Source organism: Sphingobacterium mizutaii, from assembly GCF_900187125.1.
GTDB lineage: Bacteria > Bacteroidota > Bacteroidia > Sphingobacteriales > Sphingobacteriaceae > Sphingobacterium > Sphingobacterium mizutaii.
Genome location: NZ_LT906468.1, coordinates 3619903 through 3646811, shown reverse-complemented (window position 1 = coordinate 3646811; position 26909 = coordinate 3619903). Strand labels below are relative to the sequence as shown.

The 26909-nt window shown below is 39.4% G+C and carries 19 protein-coding genes; 12 read left to right on the top strand and 7 right to left on the bottom strand.

Annotated elements, in window-relative coordinates; translation table 11 throughout:
- The first annotated feature begins 210 nt into the window (after positions 1–210).
- The 10 genes from CKW03_RS15755 (at position 211) to CKW03_RS15710 (ending at position 13503) form a co-directional block, all read left to right on the top strand.
- Positions 211–2130 (top strand): Ig-like domain-containing protein, encoded by a 1920-nt coding sequence (locus CKW03_RS15755; protein ID WP_093101388.1) that lies wholly within the window; start codon positions 211–213, stop codon positions 2128–2130.
- A 151-nt stretch (positions 2131–2281) separates the two neighbouring features.
- Positions 2282–2827: a bifunctional pyr operon transcriptional regulator/uracil phosphoribosyltransferase PyrR gene (gene pyrR, locus CKW03_RS15750; RefSeq protein WP_093101390.1), complete on the top strand. Its 546-nt coding sequence runs from the start codon at positions 2282–2284 to the stop codon at positions 2825–2827.
- Between the two features lie 21 nt (positions 2828–2848).
- Complete coding sequence (locus CKW03_RS15745) at positions 2849–3784, top strand: aspartate carbamoyltransferase catalytic subunit (RefSeq protein WP_093101392.1); 936 nt, start codon at positions 2849–2851, stop codon at positions 3782–3784.
- Positions 3785–4296: 512 nt separating this feature from the next.
- Positions 4297–7326, top strand: coding sequence for a tetratricopeptide repeat protein (locus CKW03_RS15740; RefSeq protein ID WP_093101394.1), 3030 nt, complete (start codon positions 4297–4299; stop codon positions 7324–7326).
- A 12-nt stretch (positions 7327–7338) separates the two neighbouring features.
- Positions 7339–9054, top strand: coding sequence for a TonB-dependent receptor (locus CKW03_RS15735; RefSeq protein ID WP_093101396.1), 1716 nt, complete (start codon positions 7339–7341; stop codon positions 9052–9054).
- Between the two features lie 37 nt (positions 9055–9091).
- Complete coding sequence (locus CKW03_RS15730) at positions 9092–10141, top strand: hypothetical protein (protein ID WP_093101398.1); 1050 nt, start codon at positions 9092–9094, stop codon at positions 10139–10141.
- Positions 10142–10175: 34 nt separating this feature from the next.
- Positions 10176–10874 (top strand): MotA/TolQ/ExbB proton channel family protein, encoded by a 699-nt coding sequence (locus tag CKW03_RS15725; protein WP_093101400.1) that lies wholly within the window; start codon positions 10176–10178, stop codon positions 10872–10874.
- A gap of 31 nt (positions 10875–10905) precedes the next feature.
- A complete protein-coding gene (locus CKW03_RS15720) occupies positions 10906–11313 on the top strand; it encodes an ExbD/TolR family protein (RefSeq protein ID WP_093101402.1) in 408 nt (135 codons plus the stop codon).
- Positions 11314–11370: 57 nt separating this feature from the next.
- A complete protein-coding gene (locus tag CKW03_RS15715) occupies positions 11371–12192 on the top strand; it encodes an energy transducer TonB (protein WP_093101404.1) in 822 nt (273 codons plus the stop codon).
- A gap of 9 nt (positions 12193–12201) precedes the next feature.
- Complete coding sequence (locus CKW03_RS15710; RefSeq protein WP_093101406.1) at positions 12202–13503, top strand: bifunctional folylpolyglutamate synthase/dihydrofolate synthase; 1302 nt, start codon at positions 12202–12204, stop codon at positions 13501–13503.
- On the opposite strand, the gene CKW03_RS15705 is transcribed toward CKW03_RS15710, so the two are convergent.
- The 5 genes from CKW03_RS15705 to CKW03_RS15685 form a co-directional block, all read right to left on the bottom strand.
- Entirely contained in the window at positions 13490–14512 is a 1023-nt protein-coding gene (locus CKW03_RS15705) for an asparaginase (RefSeq protein ID WP_093101408.1), read from the bottom strand. The genes CKW03_RS15710 and CKW03_RS15705 overlap by 14 nt on opposite strands.
- A 3-nt stretch (positions 14513–14515) precedes the next feature.
- Complete coding sequence (locus tag CKW03_RS15700) at positions 14516–15310, bottom strand: TatD family hydrolase (RefSeq protein ID WP_093101410.1); 795 nt, start codon at positions 15308–15310, stop codon at positions 14516–14518.
- A 109-nt stretch (positions 15311–15419) separates the two neighbouring features.
- The gene (locus CKW03_RS15695) at positions 15420–16412 is read right to left on the bottom strand and encodes an FKBP-type peptidyl-prolyl cis-trans isomerase (protein ID WP_093101412.1); all 993 of its coding nucleotides are present in this window, start codon (positions 16410–16412) and stop codon (positions 15420–15422) included.
- A gap of 27 nt (positions 16413–16439) precedes the next feature.
- The gene (locus CKW03_RS15690) at positions 16440–17447 is read right to left on the bottom strand and encodes a DHH family phosphoesterase (RefSeq protein WP_093101414.1); all 1008 of its coding nucleotides are present in this window, start codon (positions 17445–17447) and stop codon (positions 16440–16442) included.
- Positions 17448–17563: 116 nt separating this feature from the next.
- A complete protein-coding gene (locus CKW03_RS15685) occupies positions 17564–20212 on the bottom strand; it encodes a PQQ-binding-like beta-propeller repeat protein (RefSeq protein ID WP_093101416.1) in 2649 nt (882 codons plus the stop codon).
- A gap of 132 nt (positions 20213–20344) precedes the next feature.
- On the opposite strand from CKW03_RS15685, the gene CKW03_RS15680 reads away from it, so the two are divergent.
- Together CKW03_RS15680 and priA are read left to right on the top strand one after the other, a co-directional pair.
- Positions 20345–20734: a DUF423 domain-containing protein gene (locus CKW03_RS15680; protein ID WP_093101418.1), complete on the top strand. Its 390-nt coding sequence runs from the start codon at positions 20345–20347 to the stop codon at positions 20732–20734.
- 147 nt (positions 20735–20881) lie between these two features.
- Positions 20882–23362 carry a replication restart helicase PriA gene (gene priA / locus CKW03_RS15675; RefSeq protein ID WP_093101420.1) on the top strand — a complete coding sequence of 827 codons (2481 nt, stop codon included), beginning with the start codon at positions 20882–20884 and terminating at the stop codon, positions 23360–23362.
- Here the strand turns inward: priA and CKW03_RS15670 are convergent.
- Positions 23359–24555, bottom strand: coding sequence for a PepSY-associated TM helix domain-containing protein (locus tag CKW03_RS15670; RefSeq protein WP_093101422.1), 1197 nt, complete (start codon positions 24553–24555; stop codon positions 23359–23361). The two genes, priA and CKW03_RS15670, sit on opposite strands and share 4 nt — an antisense overlap.
- Positions 24556–26889 (bottom strand): TonB-dependent receptor, encoded by a 2334-nt coding sequence (locus tag CKW03_RS15665; protein ID WP_093101424.1) that lies wholly within the window; start codon positions 26887–26889, stop codon positions 24556–24558.
- Between the last annotated feature and the right edge of the window lie 20 nt (positions 26890–26909).

Here is a 26909-nt window from a genome sequence, read left to right as displayed (position 1 = left end):
ATTTATCCCACGATAATAATCTTGGCCCATCCTCTCATCCCATCCATCCTGGTTCAAATTCTCCAGACGAATTCAATATTCTATACAGCAACCTCTTTCCCAAAAACAACCACTTATAACAACGCTTAATTTATTGAATTACGGTAAACCGTAAACTTTCTGTTTTCTGCTTTTCTACATTTGTGCCCAATCAAACTTAATTATTATCCTATGAAATTTTATTTTCCATTTACCAAGTACAGCTTGGTAGTTTTGACATTTGTCATTTTTTTTATTTCCTGTAGCAAAGACAAAGAGGAGGCAATTCCTGAAAAAATAACCAAAATTGAATTTATTGAAAAAGAAATTCAATTGTTTATTGGGAAGTCCGATACTTTGAATGTAGTACACAACCCTCAGAAATTACCTAAACCAAAATACAAATGGTCTAGTTCAAACTCAGAAGTGGTTAGTGTGAATGAACTTGGAGTAATCAAAGCCTTAAAAGAAGGTAAATCAGAAATTACTGCAACGATATCCGGAGAAAATATGAATGCAAGGGTTCTAGTAAATGTTCTTCCGATTATACCAGAGAAATTAAAGTTAGAACTAGTTAATTCTACCCTTTTTGTGGGAGATTCTGTTAACGTTAAATATTCAATAGATCCGCCTAATACAACAAATGCTGGTCAGTATGGCATTGATTGGAGTTCTAGTGATAATTCTGTTTTTACTGTAATGGAAGGGAAGGTTAAAGGATTGAAAGCAGGGAAGGCAAAACTAACTGCTACAATAAAAGGAACTAATGTTTTTTCTGAAATAGAAATTATTGTGAAACCAATATTACCTTCAGCGATTGAATTGAATATTACTTCGGGGCAAGTAGAATTGGGTCAAACCATCAAACTGATAGCCAAAATCAAGCCGGATAATACGACAGATAAGGATTTGGTATGGGAGTCTTCTGATAGCAACATCGCTTCCGTTGTTGACGGAGAAGTAATAGGTAAGAAGGAAGGAGAAGTGGTTATTACCGTTAAAACTAAAGAAGGGTCAATTTCTGGGACAGCCAAAATAAAAGTTTTTACTGTTAAGGCAACGAAGATAACCTTAAATCAGACCCAAGTTGAAATAATGCCTGGTCAATCATTTGTTCTAACAGCTGAAGTTAGTCCGCACAATGCTCATAATAAAGACTTAGTTTGGAGTTCTAGTAATTCATTAATAGCGACGGTTGATCAATATGGAAATGTAATAGGTAAGAAGGAAGGAGAGGTTGTTATTACCGTTAAAACTAAAGAAGGGTCAATTTCTGCCACAGCCAAAATAAAAGTTTTTACTGTTAAGGCAACGAAGATAACCTTAAATGAGACCCACGTTGAATTAATGGCTGGTCAGTCATTTGGTCTAACTGCTGAAGTTAGTCCGCAAAATACTCATAATAAAGGCATAGTTTGGAGTTCAAGTAATTCATCAATAGCGACAGTTGATCAATATGGTAATGTAATAGCAAAAACTGAAGGGACCGTACAGATAACTGCAAAATCTTCAGAAAACCCTAATATTTCCGCTTCATGTTCAATCAAAGTTATTCCTGCTAGGGCTGTTTCAATTAGTCTTAGCGAGCATTTAAGAAGTTTAGATATTGGAGGCACTTTTACAATTTTTGCAACGGTATTTCCAAATAATGTCAAAAATAAAGGGATAATTTGGAGTTCTAGCAATCCGAAAATTGCATCCGTTGATCAAAATGGAGTGGTAAAGGCTATATCTTCGGGTACTGTTGAAATTATCGCTACTTCACAAGATAATCCAAGCGTCATAAATTCTTGTACGGTTATGGTAAAAGAACTTGATTCGGGTGTAAAAGTTGGTAAAACCTCATCTTCTATTACTAATATAAATGGCTATTACACAGCGTCAATTACACACTTTATTGCTAATTACGGCAGTAAGAAAATAACTGTTTTAAAAATGGAAGTCGTAGATGGAGATGGAATAGTTAGATCTGTAAATAATGAACAAATTGAACTTTATTCGAACCAGCAAGTAACCTATACATCTAGATTTAGTAGTATTTATAGACCACAATTTCATTACTATTTTGAAATCGATGGTAAACAGTTTAAACGGGTTTTAACTTTAGACTAAAAGGATGTTCTTGAAGAAAATTGGTGGAAATTCATAATAGATTAGCAACGAGGCAGCTTATTAATAAGCTGCCTTATTTTTTCCAATCCAATATGGCTTAAATTACGATTTTTGGAAAAAATGCCTTAAGTTTGCCTAAATAAATCCATAGATGAAACAATCGATATTATTAGATGGACCGAAGTTTCAGATTACGCTCAAGCGATTGTCTCAACAATTAATTGAAAACCATGGAGATTTCTCCAACGCTGTAATCATTGGAATTCAACCTCGAGGTACCTATTTAGCTGAAAGATTAGTACAGGAAATCAAAGAAATGACAGGTGTTCAAGTGCCATTGGGTATTTTGGATATCACTTTTTATCGTGATGATTTCAGGATGAAAGGTGCCAGCCCATTAGCTGCGAACAGTACGGTCATTGATTTTATTATTGAAGGCAAAAATGTGATCTTGGTTGATGACGTGCTTTGGACTGGAAGGACGATCCGTTCTGCCATGGATGCTATCCAGGCGTTTGGTCGGGCCAACCGAATTGAATTGATGGTCTTAGTAGATCGTCGTTTTTCAAGACAGATTCCTATCCAACCGGACTATATTGGGATCCAAGTCGACTCCATCGATTCGCAAAAAGTAATCGTAAGCTGGAAAGAGGTGGATGATAACGATAGTATTGTGTTGATCACCGAAAAGAAATAGAAAGATTTTATTGTTTAACAAATGTCAACATCTGAACAACTTAGTACCCGCCATTTATTAGGTATCAAGGATTTAAATAGCAACGATATCCAATTGATCTTGGATACGGCAGCAAATTTCAAGGAAGTACTGAATCGTCCGATTAAAAAGGTACCTTCTTTGCGTGATATTACCATTGCCAATGTGTTCTTCGAGAACTCTACCCGTACCCGTCTTTCTTTTGAACTTGCTGAAAAGCGTTTGTCGGCTGATATCGTCAATTTTGCGGCTTCCTCTTCTTCGGTAAGTAAGGGTGAAACCTTGATCGATACGGTGAACAATATCTTGGCGATGAAAGTGGACATGATCGTGATGCGCCACCCTTATGCAGGTGCTGGTGTTTTCTTGAGCAAGCATGTGGATGCCCAGATCGTGAATGCCGGTGACGGAGCCCATGAACATCCTACCCAAGCTTTACTGGATTCCTTTTCTATCCGTGAAAGGTTAGGTGAAGTGGCTGGTAAGAAAGTCGCCATTATTGGCGATATCTTACATTCAAGGGTTGCTTTGTCCAATATTTTATGTTTACAAAAACAAGGAGCGGAGGTTATGGTCTGTGGACCGACGACCTTGATCCCAAAATATATTACCTCATTAGGCGTGAAGGTAGAGCATGATTTGATGAAAGCTTTGAACTGGTGTGATGTAGCGAATATGTTGAGGATCCAACTGGAGCGTCAGGATATCGCCTACTTCCCTTCATTGCGGGAGTATTCCATGCTTTATGGTTTGAACAAACAGATCTTAGACTCCTTAGATAAAGAAATTGTCATTATGCACCCAGGGCCAATCAACCGCGGTGTGGAGATTACCTCGGATGTTGCTGACAGCAACCACTCCATCATCCTGGACCAAGTAGAAAACGGAGTAGCCGTAAGAATGGCAGTTCTGTATCTGTTGGCAGGGAAGAGGGGTTAGGAGATATGAGTACTTAGTTATGAGATATGAGATGTGAGATTTGAGATAGAAATCTAACTAAAAAAGATAAAAAACAGAAAACAAGCCTGAAATCACATGATTTCAGGCTTGTTTTTTTGTAAAAATATTGTTTAAAACTTTATCGGTTTATTATTCGATGTTGGAACAAAATTTGAACCTGAAAGGTCAAGGATCAATATGGAAAATTCGTTTATATTTTACGGAAAAGCTTTAGAAACATATAGCTTAAATAGTAGAATATATACAATAGTTTCAATAAATATTAAGTAATAAAATGTCTCATATCTCACATCTCAAATCTCAGTTCCCAACCTAATGTTAAATAAAGTTAAATAGCTCAGGTTATCCACAGTTGTTAACAACTTTTGAGGAAAACATTGAAGTTATCCATTAATTTCGTAGGTTGAAGGCTTGTACCATTTGATCAAGGTGTTACAGGTCGAATTTCAATAAAAATACTGACGCATTCATTTTAAGGAGTATTCAATCATATGTATAAAAAAATTTACCAGTTAGGTGTGGCGATGAGCTTATTGAGTACACCGGTATTGGCGCAACATTCTGCATGGCAAGAAGTGAATAAAGCCTACAAGGATGGACTGGAGTTGTATGAAAGAGGGAAATTTAGTTCTGCTGCAAAACAATTTGATAAGTTTGAGGAAATCAGGACCAAATCATCACTTCAGTTAGACGAAACAAAGGAATTAAGCTTACTCAAAGAGAATGTTCGATATTATCAAGCTGTTTGTGCTTTAGAGTTAGGGGAGACAGATGCTGAGAGCCGTTTCTTAAAATACATAAAAGATTATCCAGCAAGTGCCAATTCCAAAGCGGCATATTTCCAAATCGGGAAGTCATATTATGCTCAAAAAGACTATCCAAAAGCTATTGAGTGGTTCGAGAAAATTGACAGTAAGAATTTAGCGGGAGCAGAGAACACAGAATATCGTTTCAAATTGGCTTATGCTAAGTTCATGACAGGCGATTATGAGGCTGCTAGACCTGTATTTAATGAACTGAAAGATTTAAGGGGACAATATCAAGAGGCATCGATCTATTACTCGGCTTATTTGAGCTATTTGAACCAAGAATATAAAACAGCTTTGAATGAGTTTGAACGTCTGGAAGGATCTAAAACTTATGAGAACAGTTATCCATATTACATCACGGCCTTATACTTCTTGGATAAGCGTTATGATGATGTATTGAGTTATGGATTGCCTAAGTTGGAGACGACCAAGCAAGAGAGTGAAACGGAAATGTTGCGCATTATTGCAGCGACTTATTTCATCAAAGGGGACCTGGAGAAATCGAAGGAATTTTATGATAGGTTCCAAGCTCAAGACCAAGGCAAAACTCAAAACAACCAAGATAGCTACCAGATCGGTTATATCAACTATAAATTAGGGGAGTACGAGAAAGCGATTTCGGAATTAGAGAAATTGGAAGAACCGGATGCATATTTCCAAAGTGCCATGATCACTTTAGGGGATGCATTCTTGAAAACAGGAAATAAACAAAGTGCAAGAAACGCATTCTTCAGGGCGTCAAAACTAGATTTTGATCCTCAATTGAAAGAAGAAGGTTTGTTCAACTATGCAAAATTGTCTTATGATCTAGAGTTTCACCAAGTTGCATTGGATGCTATCAATGAGTACATGCAGACCTACCCAAGATCAAAACGCCAAGAAGAGGCGAAGACATTATTGGCTGAGGTTTTATTGAGCACCAAAAATTACCGTGCTGCAGTGGATGTTTTGGAAGACCTTCCAAACAGAGGAAAAGACGCAAATGCAGCTTACCAAAAAGTAACTTATTACCGCGGATTAGAATACTATAATGAGCGTGCATTTGAAAATGCTATTTCTATGTTCATGCGTTCAGAGGCTAACCGTTATGATGAGGAAATCTATGCATTGGCAACTTACTGGAAAGCGGAAGCCATGTATGAGGTTCGCAAGTATAAAGAGGCTGTATCGGCTTTCAATAAATTCCTGCAATTGCCTGCGGCTAGAAAAACAGACGTTTATAATTATGCAAATTATGCTTTGGCTTATGCGGCCTTCAGAGCTGATAATTATAGTACAGCAGCCAATTACTTCGAACGTTTCTTAGCGGGTGGAGGAAAAGACGGGATTGACTTAAATACCAGGAACGATGCGATGGCGCGTGCAGCTGACTCGTACTTGGCCATCAAAAACTATAGCAAAGCAGCTAATTACTACGATCGTTTGATCGCTTCAGGAGCGCAGAGCCAAGATTATGCCTTGTTCCAAAAGGGTATCTTACTAGGGCTTCAGGGGGATAATAATGGTAAGATTTCGACCTTGAATTCGGTGATTGCGAAATATCCTAAATCGAACTACGCGGATGACGTGGCGTTTGAAATCCCTTATACTTATTTCTTAATTGGAGATCACGATCGTGCGATCGATGGTTTGCAAAAAATGGTAGAGCAATACCCAAGAAGTTCGTATGTTCCTAGAGCCTTGACAACGATCGGTCTAGTACAATATAACAAAGATGATAATGATGCGGCATTAGCTACTTTCCAACGTGTGGTAAACCAATACCCGACTACGGATGAAGCTAAACAAGCTTTAGCATCTATCGAGAACATCTATCTGGATAGAGGTGATGCTTCTGGATATATCCGTTATGCTACAAGCACCAACATTGGTGATTTAAGTACAGCAGAGCAGGATTCACATACCTTCTCTATCGCGCGTACCTTATTTGATCGTGGCAACTGGCAAGCGGCAGTGGAAGCGGTGAATGCTTACTTCGATAAATTCCCTAAACCGATTCAAGAGAAACATGCTCGTTTTATCCGTGCAGAAAGTAATGCGAATTTAGGTAAGGATACAGAGGCGATGCATGATTTCAACATTATCATGAATGACTGGACCTCAGCCTATACAGAGCGTACCTTGATCTCTGTTTCTAAATTGCACTTGAGGAATAAAGCTTATAACGAAGCGGTTCAGGTGTTGAAGAAATTGGAGTTGACCTCGGAATACAAAGAGAATTACGGATGGGCTGTAAACAACCTATTGGTAAGTTACTTCAACATGGGGGATTATGCTGAGACCTTGACTTATGCGAATATCATCAAGAAGTACGAGAAGTCTTCAGAAGAGGATATTGCTAAGGCGCACCTATATGCAGCAAAAGCATACTTATCAACCTCGAAAGGATCTGAGGGAATGAAAGAATTGAACTTGGCGGCCTTGAAATCAAAAACGGAGACAGGTGCTGAAGCGAGATTCTTGGTTGCGGAACAACAATTGAAAAATAAAAATTACGATGGTGCAATTAAATCTGCACTAGATATATCTGATTCCTTCTCTTCATACGATTATTGGGTAGCGAAAGGATTTATTGTGATGGCTCAGGCATACGAAGGCAAAGGCGATAAATTCCAAGCTAAATCAACATTGGAAAGTGTGATCGACAATTACGAAAACACGGAAGATGGTATTTTGAATGAAGCGAAACAATTATTGGAAAAAATTAAATAAGAATAGGAAAAGATGAAGTTGAATACTGTTTTTAAACAATCTGCTATATTAACCTTAATGTTGGGGATGGGAGTAGGGGCTTATGCTCAAAAAAGAGATACGACCGACCGTCCTGTAACATTGGATTCATTTGATATCGTTCGTGATTATAGACCTATTCTTGCTGATGCAGTAAAAATCCGTCGTAGTCCTGATATGTCAAACAAAAGAGAATATATGCCTAAGTTAAACTATGGCAATGTTCCTGATAAAAAATTGGACATCAATACCGGTCTTAGTGAATTACAGATTATGGAAACTCCGTTTTCTAGAATCATGGACCATAAGAGTAATTATGTGAAATTTGGTGCAGGTAACTTCAATACCATCTTGGGTGAAGCTTACTTTGCGGTGGAAGATTACGAAGACATCCGTTTTGGTGGATTCGCAAAACACTTAAGCCAAAAAGGAAATTTGGAAGACCAGAAATTCTCGAAACAGGAAATAGGGATTTTTGGACGTCGTATATTGCCTATGTTCACCTTGGATGGGCTAATTGGATATAATGGTTATGGAACTCGTTTTTACGGTATCCCTGCGAACCAAGACGGCACCATAATCAATCCAACCCGTGAGGCACAACGATTCAATGATATTTACTTCTCTGGAGAGTTGACCAGCAATTATGATCCTGCAAATGAGGATGCATTAAGCTACTCGGTGAAAGCGGATGCCTATACTTACAATGATAAGTTTGAGGCAGGAGAGAATTCCGTTGCCTTAGCTGGTTACTTGAACAAACGCTACCGTGCATTCAATGCAGGCGCTAATGTGTCATTAGACTATAATGGTGTTAAGGGTGTAAATACATCCACTGGAAAATTGAACAACTCGATTGCATCAATCAATCCTTATATCCGTTTTAAAGGAGATAATTATAACATTACTTTGGGGGCAAATATCGTTTCAGAATTTGGAGACAACTCTAGGTTCAACGTATTCCCTGAAGCAGAGGTTGATTTTGCATTGGCTCCGGAATACTTCTACATCTTTGGAGGAGTAACAGGTAATGTGGAAAAAGGTTCGTTCCGTGATTTCACACGTATCAACCCTTATCTAGGTCCAAATGCCAATATCCAAAATACCGTTGAGCGTATGAACATCTACGGTGGTATCAAGGGTAATGCCGGTGCGACCTTTGGTTATAAAGTAAAGGGTTTCTACAGAAAAGTAGAAAGCATGGCTATGTTCGTGAACAATATGGAAACTCCATTCAACTTTGATCTGGTTTATGATGGCAATGGAGACGATGCGGTTAAGCATGTGGGAATCGAAGGAGAGATCAATGTAAGGTTATCATCATTGGTGAACTTGGGTGGTCGCTTGAACATCGACCAATATACCATGGTTGAGCAAGAAGAAGCTTGGCACATGCCGAAGATGCGTTTAGCAGCAAATGCTAGATTTAATATTTCTGAGAAATTGTTCATTGATGCAGAGGCATTGTTCCATGGGAATGCTTATGCGCAAGAGTTCACTTACTTAAATGGTGTGCCTAATGGCAACCCTTATCAAAAGAAAACCATTCCATCGTTCTTTGATTTGAGCGCTGGAGCAGAATATAAAGCAACGAAATACTTAGGTGTTTTTGTAAAGGCAAATAATATGTTGAATACAGAATACCAACGTTATTTATACTATCCAAAATTAGGATTCAATATTTTAGGTGGTTTAAATTTTTCGTTTTAATCTAACAAACTTTAAATTTGCAGCAGCAAAGAAATAAATGGATTTAGGAAGATACATTCATCAGCTATTAAAGCATAGAAACGAAGTGTATGTGAAGGGTTTGGGAGTTTTCAAACGCATTCACACCCCTTCTGTATATGATGATCGCCGCGGAGTGTATTTGCCTCCAGTGACCTATTTGGAATTTGATGGGAAATCTACTGATGGTGTTGATTTTATAGATTACATCCAACAGTCGAAACAGATTTCTCGACAATCAGCAGAGGCTGAAGTGCATGATGTTGTACTCAATCTGCTGGAAACCATCAAGGAGAACGGATCGGTGACATTGAACCATTTGGGACAATTGATCAAGCACGGATCCTCCTTGGTGTTTAAGGCAGAGGACCTGAGCGGATTTCAGCTGCAACCTATTGAAGGCGCGGCAAGCCCTGTTTCTGAGCCAGAGATTAAACCTGAGCCAGAGATTGAAGTCGAAGAAGAGCAGCCGCAGGCGGAAGAGCCAGAGGAAAGGGTTGAGGAACCTGTAGTAGCGGTAGCTGAACAAGAAATCGTACCGGAAATTTATGAGGAGCCACAAGCTGCGGGTAAATCAAAGTGGTATATCTGGGCTGCGGTCGTTGCAATTGTGGTTATTGCTGGTTTGTTTTATCTGAACCATACGAACAGTTCCCGAAGAGCACAGGAGCGAGCTGACAGCATCTTGAATGCCGGTATCGCAGAACCTGATACAACGGTTGCAAAAGCGGTAGACACAAGCAGCACGGTTACGACTCCAATAGTAGATAGTACAGCAAATACAAATACAGAGACAGGTAAGAAGGTCTATAATCCTTTGATCCCTGCAAATCACACCTATCAGATTGTCATAGGAACGCATGCTACATTGGCTCAGGCGTATGAACAGGCCGAGTCGTTTAACAAAGCGGGAATTGAATCTGTACGCGTAATACCGAGTAACCTGGCACATAACAAGAAGAAGGTCATTTGGGATTCGTATGAAACGAAAGAACAAGCGGATTCTGCATTGAAATATGTTAGGAAGCACTATGTTGCAGATGCTTGGCATCAAAAAATAAACAAGTAAATCAATCAAACAGCACAAAATACGTTAATTAACTATGTCATTAGTACAAAACCCTGCAATCGTTGATACCTTGAATCAAGTTCAACAACAACCGGTAGCTCTAGCTACGACAGACGATCTTAACCTACTTGAACTTCTGATGAAGGGTGGGTGGATTATGATTCCGATCCTTTTATTATTTTTCTTGGGATTGGTCATCTTTTTTGAACGTTACATTACTATTCGCAAAGCCAGTAAATCCGAGAGCGGATTATTAGCCTCTGTGAAAAGCAGTGTATTGTCCGGAAAAATCGATGCTGCTATGGCTGCTTGTCGTTCAAACAATTCGGCATTGTCCAGAATGTTGCAGAAAGGTTTGACCCGTGTAGGTCGTCCGATCAAGGATATTGAAGGCGCGATCGAGAACCAAGGAAAATTGGAAGTTTCCCGTTTGGAGAAGAACATCAATATCTTGGGTATCATTGCCGGTATTGCACCCATGTTAGGTTTCGTAGGAACGATCTTTGGGGTAATCCAGATCTTCCGTGAGGTGGAAATGGCTGGTGGTATCGATATTGGTTCGGTTTCAGGTGGTCTTTATGTAAAGATGATCACTTCAGCTTCAGGTCTTACCATCGGTATCTTGGCCTATATCGGTTACCATATCTTGAACATGATGGTGGAGCGCTTGATTTTGCGCATTGAGACTGATGCAATTGAATTTATCGATTTATTGGATGAGCCTAGCATGTAAGCTGGTGTGACCCCGAATTGAAAGGCTAAAAATGAATTTACGTAATAGAAGAAATAGACCCGCTGCAGAAGTACATACAGCTGCCCTGAATGACATCATGTTCTTCTTGATGTTGTTCTTCCTGTTGGCTTCCGCGGTATCCAATCCACAGGTGGTAAAATTGCTTTTGCCAAAATCCAGTGCTGGAGAACAGTCAGTCGCTAAGAAGACCATGACGATTTCCATCACCAGTGATTTAGTATACCATGTGGACAAACAACCTGTTCCATTGGAGAACCTGGAATCTTATATCCAATCCAATATTGCAACTGGAGAAGAACTGACTGTGATGTTATATGCTGACAGTACAGTGCCTATCCAAAATGTGATTTCGGTAATGGATATTGCCAACAGATTGAAGGTCAAAATGGTATTGGCAACAGAGCCTAAGAAAGACTAATATTTAATATTAAACGTTTTAGGCTTTAGAAGGTCGAATTAGAAGAGATCAAGGAAAATGTACTACAATCAATATCGAGAAGAAAATAATCTTCCAAAGGCTTTAGGTATTTCATCACTGGTAATGGCTGGATTAGCTGTTATTGGTTTCTTTATTGTATTTGGTCAGAATCTTCCAGAATACGGTATGGGTGGTATCATTGTAAACTATGGTACTTCTCCAGAAGGTATGGGTGAGGATTACATGAGCGTGGACGAACCATCGATGGATGAGAATGCCAACAATGTGAAACCAGATAAAATTGATCCAAATTCAACGCCTATTCCTACGCCTTCTCAGCAGATTGCTGATAAAGCGGTAGCAACCCAGGATGTTGAGGAAGCACCTGTTGTTCCTAAAGCGGAGAAGCCAGTGAAAGCGAATGCAGAGCAGGCTACTACCGAGAAAAAGAATGCAACGCCAGCAGTGAATCCTAATGCTCTGTATAAAGGCAAGAAAAATAATGCACAAGGTACAGGTGATGGAACTGGATCTACTCCAGGTAACCAAGGTTCTAAACTTGGGGATCCATTAGCTAGTAACTATGGTGAAGGTGGTTCTGGATTTGGTGATGCGATGTTATCACTGGAGAACAGACGTTTTACGGTGCCACCAAAAATAGAAGACAATGGGCAACAAACCGGTATTGTCAAGATTGAATTTACTGTAGACAAGAGCGGAAATATCGTGCGTGCTAGACAGGCTAAAGGTACGACCATTGCTGACTACAGATTAATTGAAAAGTGTATCCGTGCTGTTGAACAAGCGCGATTGAATGCACTGCCTAATGCGCCTCAGACCCAAACGGGGCTAATTACCTTCAGATTTAGAGTTAGATAATTCAATAATATGAAAACATTTGCAGAGGTAATCGAGTATTTATTTGCTCGATTACCTATGTTTACTCGTGATGGCGCTAGTGCCATCAATCCCGATGTAGACAAAACTCTTTTGCTTTGCCAGGCTCTTGGCAATCCCCATCAAAAGTTTAAATCAATACATATTGCTGGAACCAATGGAAAAGGTTCTTCTTCGCATATGCTTGCCTCAGTCTTGGCAGCATCTAAATTGAAAACCGGACTGTACACCTCACCCCATTTGGTAGATTTTAGGGAAAGGATCAGGATTGATGGGAAGATGATCCCTGAGCAACTGGTTGTTGATTTTGTGAATGATCACCGCGAGTTGATTGAAGACCTGAAGCCTTCTTTCTTTGAAGTGACCGTGGCGATGGCCTTCGATTATTTTGCAAAGGAGAAGGTCGATATAGCCGTGATCGAAGTGGGATTAGGTGGAAGATTGGATAGCACCAACATTATCCTGCCTGAACTTTGCCTGATCACGAATATAGGTATGGATCATATGAATATCCTTGGTGATACCTTGGAGCAGATAGCAGGTGAGAAGGCCGGTATCATTAAGCCACATGTTCCGGTGGTTATTTCGGAGAAGCAAACTGAGATCGAACATGTTTTCATCAATAAGGCAAAAGAAGGGGATAGCCCAATCTTTTTTGCTGAGGACTATTACGAGGTCCACCAGGTAGAAAAGAAGCAGACAGGCTTGGATATCACTGTTGAGAGCAAAACAACAAAGGAATGCCTGACTTGGCAATTGGATCTTTCTGGTTCTTACCAAAAGAAGAATATCCTTGGGGTATTGACAGCTATTGATCAATTGAAGGAGTTAGGGTATGAGTTAGCTGAAGAAGATATCAGGGAAGGTCTTAGCAATGTGCAAGAATCTACAGGCTTGAGGGGAAGATGGCAGACCCTTTCGACTGATCCTTGGATAATCTGTGATACTGGCCACAATGAAGATGGAATAAAGGCGGTGGTTCGAAATCTGAGTACCTTAAACTTCAATAACCTTCACTTTATCATCGGGGCTATGAAGGATAAAGATCTTTCACACATTTTGCCTTTATTACCAAAACAAGCGACTTATTATTTTGCGGCACCTCAGATGCCAAGGGCAATGAAAGCAGCCGACTTGGCTGAGTTAGCACATTCATTCGGCCTGAAAGGCCAAGAATATGCATCCATTGATGAAGCATACGAGGCGACGCTAAAGAATTACCAAGAAGGTGATCTTATATTTATCGGTGGAAGTACTTTTGTTGTTGCAGAAGTATTGACTAATCATTTTTAGTCAATTCACCACGCAGACTCTGCTGTACCCAATGTGCGACATCTTCTTGACTGTCTAATTCACCTTGAAGGTACATAAGCTTGGTTACAGCAGTTTCAAAGGTCATATCATAACCATTGAGAACTCCGATACATTTTAAGCCCTGAGAAGTCTCGTATCGCCCTAATTCTACAGAACCTACCTTACATTGTGAAATATCTAGGATATTCTTTCCAGATTTGATGGCTTCCTGGAGCAGTTCGAGGAACCAGCTATCGGTCATGGTATTTCCGCTACCAAATGTTTCCATCACAATACTTCTGACGTCTGAATTCAAAACAGCCTTGATGGTTTCTGGACTGATCCCCGGGAACAGTTTAAGGACACCTACGCGGTTGTCGATATGGTAATGGCAAATAAAGTCTTGGCCGGCATTATTGGCCAACACCTCATCATTGTATCGGATATGGATTCCAGCTTCGGCTAAAACAGGGAAGTTCGGTGAGCGGAATGCTTCGAATTTATCGGAATTGTACTTAAATGATCGATTCCCTCGGAAAAGTTTGTTGTCAAAAAGGATACAGACTTCTTGGATGATGGATATACCATCTCTTTTTGCTGAAGCAATCTCTAATGCAGTCATTAGATTTTCACGGGCATCGGTACGGATCTCGCCAATTGGCAATTGGGAGCCGGAAAATATGACGGGTTTCTGAAGGCCTTCCAACAAAAAGCTAAGCATGGATGCCGAGTAAGCCATGGTATCGGAGCCATGAAGGATTACAAATCCGTCATAAAGCTCGTAATTGTCTTTGATGATCTTGGCCATCTCTAACCAGATGCTTGGACGCATATTGGATGAGTCGATGATGGGCTCAAAAGAGTGCACAGTCAGTTTATAGTTCAGGCGACTTAAATCAGGCAGGTTCTTTTCAATCAGTTCAAAATCGAAAGGAATAAAAGTTCCGGTTTCTGGATCTTTTACCATACCAATGGTGCCACCGGTATAAATGATAAAAATATTGTACATCAATTAAATCTTAAATACTTGTTTAGAATTGTTGGTCGTTATTTCCGCGATCTTCTCTATTCCCATCTCATGTATGTCCGCAACCTTTTGGGCTACATAAAGCAGATAACTGCTTTCGTTTTCTTTTCCTCTGAATGGTACAGGAGCCAGATATGGTGCATCTGTTTCCAGTACGATATGTTGTAGGTCGATTTCTTTGACAACGGCATCCAAGCCCGCTTTCTTAAAAGTTACCACTCCACCGATGCCTAATTTGAATCCAAGGTCAATCGCTCGGTGAGCCTGTTCAAGGCTGCCGGTAAAGCAATGGAAGATACCGAATAATTTCTCATCGGCCATTTCATCCAGAACATCAAAGACCTCATCAAACGCTTCCCTACAGTGGATAGATATTGGAAGACCAAGTTCTTTGGCCCATTGGATCTGTTTCCTGAAAGCATCCTTCTGGATTTCCAACGTCGATTGGTCCCAATAGAGATCAATCCCTATTTCTCCAATGGCATATATTTTTGATTCTTGGATCTTGGCATAGATCTGATCCAATTGCTGTTGATAGTCGTCTTTTACATCGCATGGATGTAGACCAAGCATAGGGAAACAGTTTTCAGGATAAGCTTCAACGGTTTGGAAAACCTTATCGATCGATTCGACATCTACATTTGGAAGAAACAGCCTACTGATACCATTCTTGAAACATCGCTCAAGCTGTTCTTTCAGTTTAGGAGTTCCAGCTTGATAATAGATATGAGTATGCGTGTCGGTTAAAGTCTGATTTTTCAGATCAATTTGCTCTTCCATGCTGCCAAAGTTAATATATTGTTAGTTAATCTAGTTCTATGGAATAAAAAAACGCAGTTCTCATAATGAAAACTGCGTTTTTTTATAAATTTTGTAAAAGAACTCCTGATTAGTTAATTGGAGTTTCTACTGGAGCTCCTGTTGGAGCAATAACTTGTGGAGTATCTCCTTTCGGACCAGGGATAATATCCAATACTTCTACATCAAATACCAATGGAGCATAAGGAGGGATCAAGTTACTTTGCTGACGCTCGCCATATCCTAATGAAGATGGGATAATCAACGTAGCTTTGCCACCTTTTTTCAATAACTGAAGACCTTCGGTCCATCCTGGGATAACTGGAGTATGACCAACACGTACGCGTAATGGCTCGTATTGTTTCATTGGGTGGAAGATTCCTTTTTCTTTAGCTACTTCTGGGTTGCTGGTATCGAAGATTTTGTCGTTTGTCAAACCACCAGTATAGTTGATCACAACAGTATCACCTACTACAGGGTTTGCACCAGTACCTTCGGTTTTGATTACATATTGAAGACCAGTTGCAGTTTTCTTAGGTTGCAATTTGTTTTTCTCTACGTATTTAGCAATTTTTCCTTCTTCAGATTTTTTTAAACCTTCCATTTCAGCCAAGTAATATTTATTTACTTGTTCGAATAAAGCTGAATCTGTTAAGCTTCCTTTTTTGAAAAGTTTCTTAACCTTGATGGTGAATTGAATGTATTTATCTGCGAAATCAGGTTTTGGTTGACCTGTTTTAGCAGCCATAGTATCTAAGTCCAATTTGAAAGTAGCACTATCACCTTCACCTAACATTTTCAAGATCGTGTTGTTGTCACCAGCGTAACCACCTTGAACCAATGAATCAGGGATTACCGGAGCGATTTGAGGCAATCCTACATCATAAGTGCTTGCCAATAAAGAGTCACGGTCTGTCTTAACAACAATATCCATGGCTAGAACGTCTCCACCTACAGCTTTTTCACCACCTTTGTCTTCGAAGAATTTATATTCTAGACCACCTTCACCTTTTTTGAAACTTTGGCATGATGAAGCTAGAAAAAGACCAGCTAATGCTGTTAATACTAAAATCGATTTTTTCATTTTTTTATTTATAACGCTTATTATATTCTATGTTAAATAACTTTTGTACTCTGGAAGGATAGATTTGAATTTTGCTACCACCTCTTCCAGACTATCTGTTGAATTACCTCCAGAGGCATTCAAATGCCCACCACCATTGAAATATTTCCTGCAGATCTCGTTGCAAGGGATATCGCCAATGGAACGCAAAGATAATTTAATTAATTCAGTTCTATCAATAAATAAACCAGCTAACCTAATCCCTTTTATCGATAACGCATAGTTCACTAAACCTTCCGTATCTCCGGTGCTCACATTGAATTTCAAGAGGTCTTCTTTAGTCAATGAAAATAATGCCGTATGGTATTCCGGAATTACTTCTAAACAGTTCAAAAGACTATAGCCTAAGAACTTTAAACGGTTTTCTGTTGAACTATTGTATATATTCTCATGTATTTCCCAATTCTTTGCTCCTGCATCAATCAGGTTGGCAATGATATGGTGAACTGCTGAAGTTGTTGACCTGAAACGGAATGAACCTGTGTCAGTCATGATACCCGCGTATAAACATGAGGCTATTTCTGCTGTAATGGATTCCTTATCGTGGTAAACATCCGCGATAAAGGTATACACCAACTGTGCTGTAGCCGCTGCGCTAGAGTCCCAGTATTCTACCGTTGCGAAATCTTCGGGATCTAAATGATGGTCAATCATCCATTTTTGCCCTTTGGCCTCACGGATAATTGGCTCCAGAATATTTGTCCTCGAAAGCGCACTATAATCTAAACAGAAGATAATTTCTGCTTCATCAAATAGCTTTTGGGATTCCTCAGGTTGATCAGGATAGTATATTAAGTCTTCAAAACCCGGCATCCAGCTTAAAAAATCTGGAAAATCTGATGATAACACAACATTCACATCATGGCCTTTTCCTTTTAGCCAATGATATAATCCTAATGATGAGCCTAAAGCATCTCCATCGGGTTTATGATGAGTGGTGATTATTATCTTTTTAGGTCTGGAAAGTGCTTCTAAATATTCTTCTCCTTGTAGCATACGTTTTTTGTGAATGCAAACCTACTGAAAAAAAGTTTGCAATTAAAAATTTTTACGGCTTTAAATCTATCTTTATTTAAATTATCACCTATCTAAATCAATTGAAAATTAGTCGGTTAATGTCTGAAGGCGTAGATTTTGTAATCACGCTTGGTCGTCAACAAATAATTGCCTGAATTGTAATTGATCTTGCCATAATAGAACAATGGTAATCCTTCCACTGGAAATCCATCCGCCAAGGAACCATTTTCAGCAAATAGATAGACAAGATTCTCCTGATCGGCAATGCCTAGCTGATACATGCTGCTCGAAACTGGGAAAAAATTAGGCTTCGCATCTATATCTTGGGTGAACGTGTAATCATACAGCTGTCTTGGGCTATCACCCAATTCAAATACTTGTAGGTAGGAGCCATCGATGACAATCAATTCAGGGGCTGTAGTACCATTGATGTTTTCAAAATAAGCATCATAGCCTTTTTTCCATTCTCCATTCAGGACGATCTTGCTCGTTCCATCTGCCTTTATTTGATGAAGATTGCCTTCATTGTCCGTACAATAAAACTCATAGTTGTTTTCCTTGTTTACCACTCCCATAGATCCTACGAACGTAACATCTCCTTCAATATCGATTTCCTTGGTTTTACTGCCACTTTGGTCAAAGAAGTATACTCTTCCAAAACTGCTTGCGAACACCGCTTGTTGATCGATAAAGTAAATAGGACCCAATATTTCTCCTTCTATTCTCGCATTGTCCCAACCGTTAACTGGACCGCCTTCCATATCGTATGCCATAATCCTATCCTTTGCGGGGATCAATATGATCTGCTGCCCACTGAACTCAGCGATAGTTGGACTGCCGGTAGGTTCGGATGAAACACTTGTAGAGAAGCCTTGCAAGGTCTTTCCGCTGGTATCAAAGCGGTATAACCTTCTGCGGTCGGTAACCAATAAAAGGCTACGATCGGCTAATTGTTTTGCCTTGCCAACAATTCTTCCAGAGAATACGGATGACCATAGTTTCTTTCCTGAAGGATGGATGGCATGAACGGTATGGTCCTGTTCTTGGACAAGGATAAATTGGGACGTATCGGAATGTTCGAAAACATAGGGGCCATTGATCAGCCTGCTACCCATATCGTAAGCCCATTCTGGAGTTACACCCAATCGGTTTTTACTTTTATAGATGGCGTAGAACCTGCTGATGAAATTTCCAGCATTACCCGATAACTGTAATGACCAGGAATAAAAGTCCTGATATCCATATTCATCATCGTCCCTGAACTTCCTGCTATATTCAGACCTCAAGGTGTTATTGATGAAATTACCTCCGTTTTTCGTATTGATAAAGAAGGTGACATTGGCTTCATTACCTTGGATCTGTTCGTAATTCTTGAATCCTAAACTGGCAACCAAGAAGTCTTTGTTTTTCCATTTACGCACATATTCCTGTACCGTCGAAAGTTGATTAGCCATCACCAACATATCATTGATACGAACAAAATACGGTCTTGAAAAGGCCTTCAATCCATCACCAAAATAACGATAGGGGATATTCGCAAACCTAAACCTATAGGTGCTATCACTTACATTTTCAGCGATATTGCTGATGATCTCGTTCAGCTTGCTGCTGTCCTGAATGGTAATGAATCCTAAATAATCAGAATTGCTCTGTTCAGCAACCGCAAAATTACCAGCCAAAGTAGATTGGAAGTCTCCCAATAAACCTTCACGGTTGTTATTGATTTCCTTGGCTTGACCTTGTAGCTGTTGGAAGTTGTCTTGTTTGGATTGCCAGAAGGCTAAGTCTTCAAACCATGACTTGGAATCGCTGAAGGAGTACTCCACGTACATCATGGTATTGGAAGGAAAGTAGTTATACAGTCTCTGATTGGTTTTTCTCTGATTTGCAAAAAGCCCAATATACTCGCTATCCTTATCGACCAACTGGCTTTCGCCGGTCAACATCAGGGCATCTTGTTTGAAATTGATATTCCAAACCGTTTCTCCTTTGAGGTTGACAAATTGTCTCAAGAAATCTCCAGGGCGGTTTTCCTTAAATACAGAGATAAAAGAGGCAATATTTTGTTGTGGTACATAAATGGTAAATGGAGCATTCCTGTTATTATGTTCGTTGAAGAAGGTAACTTGATCTTTTTTTAGCTTTTCCACCTTTTTGTCATTGACTTTGACCAAAAGCCCTTTGTTGAAACTGGAGAAAAAGGTGTTTTCCTGATAGGTCACATAAAATACTGAATCCAGCTTTTTATCATCCTTGAAGGTGGTATCTCTTTCGATGTTCTTGAATTCATAAATACGTATTCCAGCGGTATCAGCTGTGCTTACCTTATACTTTTTGCTTAATGTTAGGAATGTTTGGTCTAAGACAGATTGGTCAACTTGGTCCATGCTATGGATGCTGAACAAGGTGCTTATTCCCTTTTTCTCTGGATGGAAGGACATCAAGATTTCCGCTCCACCAACCAAAGGAGACAGTTCTTTGTTACGAAGTAAGTTTTGTTTTAGTTGTTTGAGTTCATGCATGGCATGTTTGCCCAGCATGGCTTCAAAAATCTCAAAATCCTTGAAGATATTGTCTGTTGTAGCATCGTTTAGGAATGATGCAATTAGATAGGTGTCCTCCGGTAAATGCTGTACTGGTCCTACGTATTCTTGTTGTTCCTTGTTTAGATCCCCAAAGTAAAAAACCGACGCAACCACCACCGCAATAAATAGAAGGATCGAAACAATTATTGTATTTCTCATGGACGAATAGTCTTCCTTTTGTTTGTTTTAGTGTTCAATATAGACAAAATTGCAAAAATAGGAGTGCTTTTTAAGAAGTTATTTTATACATTTATAAACGAAAAATCATAAGCGATTATTTTAGCTTTATTTATGAACAAACAAATTATCCTAACTGCTTCTTTTTTCGGTTTGTTAGCTGTAATACTTGGTGCATTCGGTGCACATGGTCTTGAAGGAAAGATTTCTGAGAAACAACTAGAAACATGGGGAACAGCCAACCAGTATCATTTCTATCATACGCTGGCGCTATTGTTCCTTTCCACTTTTTCTAGAGCAAAAAGCCAATCCATTAAAGTTTCTTTCATTATGTTCACGATAGGGATTGTTCTTTTTTCTGGATCTCTATACCTTCTGAGCACCAGGAATCTGCTTGGTATTGAAAACATCTCTGTTATTGGTCCCGTGACTCCATTAGGAGGACTATGTTTTATGGTCGGATGGATTGCATTGTTTATTGCAGCAATGAAAAACAGAGCTTAAAATTGAATTGACGATTCTCAAAATAGAATTAACAAAAAGGCACCGATCGGTGCCTTTTTGTTTGATGGGGAGAAAATGCTGGTGAAAATAAATGTTCAGGCCATGAATACTGAATACTAATAATAAATACTATTATTACCTTTGTTTATGTCTCAACTGGATTTAACGGCTCCTAGCCGTGTCACTTATTTTGTAGAGGTTGTTTTGCCATTGGCGATTGCTAAATCCTATACCTATCGTGTTCCATTTGAATTGAATGATAAGGTAGCTGTAGGTGTTCGGGTGATCGTTCAGTTCGGCAAGAACAAAATTTATTCAGCTGTTGTCAAGAATATCACAACTGATCCCCCTCAACAATATGAAGCCAAATATATCTTAGATGTTGTAGACAATGAGCCCATCGTAAATGATACCCAATTACAGATGTGGGATTGGATCGCAGAATACTACATGTGTTATGTAGGAGATGTGATGCAAGCTGCCTTGCCAGCAGCTCTTAAAATGGCATCAGAAACCAAAATCGTTGCATCGGATGATCCAAACCTGGATCGCTCTTCGCTCTCAGATAAAGGCTATATGATTCTGGAAGCTTTAGATCTTGCAGGCGAGCTGACCGTGAATGATGTCATTAAAATCTTAGGCCAAAAGACTGTTTTCCCCTTATTACGAAGTCTATTTGAACATGGATATATCCTGATTTCAGAAGAAATCAAGCAAAAATATAAGGCAAAAACAAAAGCCTTTCTGAGGTTGGCTTCCGAATTCAATGATCCGGATGGTCGACGTGAGTTATTGGATAGCTTAAATCGAGCTCCAAAGCAACAGGATGCAATCATTGCTTTCCTCCAACTTATCAAAACAAAGAATGATGTCAGCAGGCAGGATATCATGGAAGTATCCGGATCCGGTGCTGGCGCCATTACGGCCTTGATTGACAAAGGTGTCTTTAGGGTTGAAGAAAAGGTAGTCAGTAGGTTTGAAGGCACGGATGTTTTGTTATCTCCAGATTTCAGCTTTAGCCCTGCACAAGAACAGGCATTTGATGAAATCAATAATTCCTTTGCTGAGAAGGAGGTCGCTTTGCTTCATGGGGTCACCGCTTCAGGGAAAACCCAAATTTATATCCGTCTGATTGAAGCCGTTTTGCGCGAAGGCAAATCTGCTTTGTACCTATTGCCAGAGATTGCATTGACAGCACAGATTACGGAACGGTTGAAATTGCACTTTGGTGATCAATTAGGTGTGTACCACTCAAAATTCAATGACAATGAACGCGCAGAGGTTTGGCATAAAGTCAATAAAGGTGAGTTTAAGGTAGTCATTGGAGCTAGATCCTCTGTTTTTCTTCCTTTCCATAAGCTCGGGTTAATTATTGTGGATGAGGAGCATGAAAACTCCTACAAACAATATGATCCTGCACCTCGATACCATGCCCGCGATACCGCCATTTACTTGGCTCATCAGCATCAAGCGAAAGTATTGTTGGGCTCAGCTACCCCATCGGTAGAGAGCTATTATAATGCGAAGGCTGGCAAATACGGTTTGATTGAATTGACCGAAAGGTTTGGAGAGGCTAAATTGCCAACTATCGAAATTGTAGATATCGCCGAAGCAGGCCGAAAGGAAGAGATGTACTCCTACTTTAGTTTGAAGCTCCTAAAGGCAATCGAAGAAACCATTCAGAAAAAAGAGCAGGTCATCCTGTTCCAGAATAGAAGAGGACACACCCCATTTTTACAATGTGGAACCTGTGGATATGTGGCGAAATGTGTGAATTGTGATGTCAGCTTGACCTACCATAAGACTAGTAATCTGATGCATTGCCATTATTGTGGATTCTCAGAAGAACTGGTGCAAACCTGTCCAGCCTGTGGATTGCCTAATATGCAGAGCAAAGGATTCGGAACAGAAAGGGTAGAAGAGGAGTTGGAAATCCAACTTCCTGATCTTCGTATCGGACGCCTTGATCTGGATTCTACGAAAGGAAAATATGGCTTTGATAAAGTGATTTCTGCCTTTGATAACCAAGAGTTCGATGTTTTGATCGGAACGCAGATGATTACGAAAGGGCTAGATTTTGGAAATGTGAGCTTGATTGGAATCATCAATGCCGATGGCATGATCAACTTTCCTGATTTTAGAGCTTATGAACGTGCTTTCTCTTTATTCTCCCAGGTCTCTGGTCGCGCAGGCAGAAGGCAGTCTGAAGGAAGAGTGATTATTCAGACCAATACTCCAAACCATAGGATCCTCGATCAGGTTACCAACCATGATTACATGGCCATGTTTATGGCAGAAATAACTGAGCGAAAGAATTATCAATATCCACCTTTTTACAGACTGATCAAGCTGGATGTCAAACATACTGATCAAGATCTCGTCCATGACGCTGCAAAAAGATTAGCTTCTTTACTTCGACAGCAATTAGCGGAACGTGTCTTAGGTCCTGAACCTCCATTGGTGGCACGTGTAAGAAATAATTTTATTCAAACGATTACCTTAAAGATCGAACGGAAGAATATATCGATTTCCAAAGTAAAAGAACTGATCAAACAGGCCTTATTGCATTTTGAATTGGATAAGAAAAACAAAGGTGTCCGTGTGCAGATCGATGTGGATCCGTATTAATTGGTTTTCAATAAATCACGCTTTTTAATCTGCTTTTCTACTTTCCTTTTTTGTCCTTTTACCTTGTTACGCCAAACTATAAATCCTGTTATTGGCAAACTAGCGCATATAAAAGAAATGATGAAGGCTAGGATTTTCGTGGGTAACCCCGAGACATTGCCGGTATGCAAGTCGTAATTTAATGTTCCTAATCGGTCCCCAACTTTTAAATTATCTGAAGAATTTACCTTTTCAATGCTATTATCTTTTTTGTTAAAGTAATACCATCTAAATTCCCCAGTTCTCATTTCGGTCAACCTGATTTGCACATCAAAAGTTTCATCTTCTGGTTTGCTACTTCTGATGGACATCATTCCTGCGTTGGAATACTTTAGCAATAAGAAGTGAAGGGCATTATCAAGCTGTTCACCACCGGGGTAATAATTGGGGATCTTGAAAGGCTCTCCTTCAAGCTTTTTGATTTCAGATCCATCAAATGAATTGAAAAAGGAAATGTATGCTTTCTTAAAGGAAGGATAAGTAAAAACCAATCCAGTGATAGCTATTACCAATGCGATTAAGAAAGAGTAAAAGCCTAGTACATTATGCAGGTCATAGTTTAACCGTTTCCATTTAGATTTCCAATCTATCCAAAGGCTTTTCCGCAACGTCTTCCTTTTCCATCTTTTTGGCCACCATAACACTATTCCAGACAGTAGGATGATGACAAATACTATTGTTGATATTCCAACGACCCAGGTTCCATATTTTTTACCTAGGAGCAAGTTCATGTGCATCTGCAGGATGATCTGAAAAAATTCGGTTTTAGAATTTTCAACAAATAAGACCTCTCCAGAATAGGGATTCAAAAAGATCCTTTTGTAGGTCTTGAAATAATTCCAATATCCAAAGGCGTCAGGGTCAATTTCCTGTACCCGAAAGATCCAGCTTCTGCTTTTATCAGGATATAAGTCTACCCTTGAGATAGATTCGCCAGCATTTAGTTGCTTAATCGCAATTTCTTTGAGTGAACTTAATGGAAGAGCTTCTTTTGATTCATAATGCTCATTCAAAATATAACGATCAGGATAACAAACTAATTTGAGCTCATCAAAAAATGTATAGACACAACCAGTTAAGCCTAAAATTACCACCACTATTCCTGTGGTAAGGCCTAACCATTTATGCAACCAAAGGATGAAGCTTTTTACCATTTAAAATCTATAATTAATATTTAATGATGCGGTTGTACCGGTTCCTTTGACATATTCGGCATCAACTGCCCTATATTGACTAATCACCGGGTAATAATCCTTGTTCAAGAGATTTTCCACGCCAAGTCCAAGTGCCCATTGTTTGTTGATCCTGTAGCTCGCTGTTAAGTTAAAGAGGTCAATAGCTTTGATTGGCCCCTCACTATTTTTGTAAAGACCTTTTTCATTCTTTTCAAATCGATCCCGTGAACCGGTATGGATATAATGCAACTGTAAGTTCAGAGCGTCGGTAGGGGTATATATGATATAGGCAGTAGCTTTATTTGGGGCAATTCTGGTTCCATTAAGATAATGGGACACCTGTTCAGAATCTTCTGCCTTACCTTCAACATGAGCAAAAGTTCCACCTATTGTCCATTGATTGGAAAGTTCAGCATTTAAGGTAAATTCTAATCCTTGTACTTTTTCAGGTAGTCGCTGTGCCACCAAATATCCTCCTACATCTACCAATTCTACCCCCATCTTTGAAGTGCTGTAATAATAGGAAGCGGAGAAATTGAATATATTGAAGTGACTAGAAAACCCTACTTCGTAGTTATTGGTGATTACTGGGTCAGTTTTGATGCTATCCAGATCATTGTCGGTTGCCCGTCTAACGATTCTTCCCAACTCATTGATGGCAAAGCCTTGGGAAAAACTAATAAAAGGGTTAAATACTTCATATTTATTATAGCGAAGGCCCGCATTGAAGGTAGCTCCTTTGTAAGGGATTTTTCCTCCAGTCACGGCAATACTTCCCTCATTATTTGGTCCTGTCGCGATGGTGTTGAAATCTTTGATTTTAACCGTCGCATTTTCATATCTAACACCCCCTTTTAAAATCAAGTTTTCTAAAACATCAATACGCAATTGAGCATATGGAGCTATGTTCACCATGTTCATGTCCGGGATATAGATTCGACCATCTGTTAGATTCTGGTCGGTTATATCATTCAATAGGTCTAAACCATAAGTGATATCGGAATTAGCATTGAATATTTGAAAGGGAGTATTCAAATTTACCCTTAAGCCCTTTTTCTCTGAATTGATTTGCGTTTGTCCCGGTCCATACCAAGCGGTTCCTTTCTCAATATATCTATTCATCGAACGGAATGTATTGTAATATAAGGAGGCTTGAAGGGAAGTTGATCCGATTAGGTTATTGTTGAAATAACTTAACATGGCATTATGGTTATATGGAGTACCAGTAGGTTTTCCTGGATCTTCACCCTTTACACCAATGGTTGGAGTTTGCCCATATTTGCCCGTTTGGCTGACGTATTTGGCATGTTGTGAACTGTTAAAGAAATTGTACAGAACGGAAAGACCTGAATGTTCATTGATATCATAACCAACTTTCAAAAAGGCATTGTATTGATGGGAATTTGATAGACCATCGACTTGACCAAGGGCGATCCCATCGGCATCCCGTTGAAGTCCATTGTATTCTGCTGTTCCGCTAACTGTGTAACTCCATTTATCTACTTTCCCAAATAAGGTCTGATCAAATCGATAACCTATTGTCTCAGAAGCATGGAGAGGATTAATTATACTCCTTAAATTGCTGCTTCCAGAAATCTCTTTGTTTACATCATGATTGCTTTTAGTAATGTAATTAATGATTCCCCCTGCAGAACCATTTCCATAAATGGATGTTGCCCCTTTTATGACCTCCACCCTTTCAATCACTGATGGATCAATGGACCTGATATCTCTGGCTCCATTCATTAAGGGAGTAGATTGGGGAATACCATCTATCAGTACAAGGACAGACCTTCCTCTCAAAGTTTGTCCGGTATTTGTAGCCTTATTGCTGCTTACCCCCAAGCCCGGTATGCTGTTCCCTAAAATATTGGAGATGTTGGTGTTTATTTGGCTTTGAGCCTCAATCTCCTTGCTTGTTAATATAGAAATAGATGAAGGAACTGTGGATATATGTTCAGGTTTTCGACTCGCAGTAACTACAATTTCATCTAAGTCATTTTTTTCTTGAAGGATAAAGTTCAATGGCTGTTTTAATGTGTCCGGTGAAACGGAGTGGAAAATGGTTAAATATCCTGAATGACTGATCTGTAGGTTAAGAGGCTGTTTGAATTGTTCATAATTGATAACCATCGCGCCATTTTGGTTGGTTTTTCCGATAGTTTTTCCATTTACTTTGATGTTTACATCCGCTTGCCTCCCTGAATTTGGATTATTTACATGTAGGTCTAATTGTTGAGCGGTTAATGAAATTGGAAAAACCAGGAATAGTAAAACCTGAGTTTTTGATAACAATTTGTATAGATAGCGCATCTTATTTTTATTTAGAACAA